The organism is Paenibacillus sp. 2TAB19, assembly GCF_052115185.1.
Lineage (GTDB): Bacteria > Bacillota > Bacilli > Paenibacillales > Paenibacillaceae > Pristimantibacillus.
Window position 1 is genome coordinate 1 of the sequence record NZ_JBFRGE010000214.1, and the last position, 755, is coordinate 755.

General features: G+C 52.1%; 2 tRNA genes and 2 rRNA genes. All 4 read left to right on the top strand.

The features are described 5' to 3' along the window. Positions 1–10 precede the first annotated feature (10 nt). A 5S ribosomal RNA gene (rrf, locus tag AB4Z33_RS31060) occupies positions 11–127 on the top strand. Positions 128–172: 45 nt separating this feature from the next. Further along, positions 173–249 (top strand) — tRNA-Ile (locus AB4Z33_RS31065). Between the two features lie 31 nt (positions 250–280). Further along, positions 281–356: transfer RNA gene (locus tag AB4Z33_RS31070), tRNA-Ala, on the top strand. A 256-nt stretch (positions 357–612) separates the two neighbouring features. Then, positions 613–755: ribosomal RNA gene (locus tag AB4Z33_RS31075) — 23S ribosomal RNA — on the top strand; the annotation flags it as partial.

Below are 755 nucleotides of genomic sequence, written 5' to 3' on the forward strand. Positions count from 1 at the left end.
GCATCATCCGTTTGGTGGCGATGGCGGAGGGGAACCACGCGTTCCCATACCGAACACGACCGTTAAGCCCTCCAGCGCCAATGGTACTTGGACCGCAGGGTCCTGGGAGAGTAGGACGTCGCCAAGCGGGTGCAAAGTTGTACCTGTGTAGTCAAAAAAAGAGAATAACTGAGGGCCTTTAGCTCAGCTGGTTAGAGCGCACCCCTGATAAGGGTGAGGTCGGTGGTTCGAGTCCACTAAGGCCCACCACTATCGACTCTGAGAAGTCGGATCCCATTATGGGGCCATAGCTCAGCTGGGAGAGCGCCTGCCTTGCAAGCAGGAGGTCAGCGGTTCGATCCCGCTTGGCTCCACCAACCGTTTTTCGCAAGAAAATACGGACCAATTGCACCTTGAAAACTGGATAACGAAAGAAAAGAATTGCTGAAACATCCTTTAGCTGGATTAACCATCAGCAAGCAGAGTTAGCGAAAGCGAGCTCGGCAGTTGATGTTAGCGAAGGTTGTTCGAGATTGTTGCGACATTTTTTCAGTTTGTTTCAACCATTTGATGTCTTAGGARATCAAAGAAACAAAGTGAAAACGGCGCACAAGCCGAATCAACCGAAGCATTGGTTAAGCTATTAAGAGCGCACGGAGGATGCCTAGGCACCAGGAGCCGAAGAAGGACGTGGCGAACAACGATACCGCCTCGGGGAGCCGTAAGCAGGCTTTGATCCGGGGATTTCCGAATGGGGAAACCCAGCTGGAGTAATG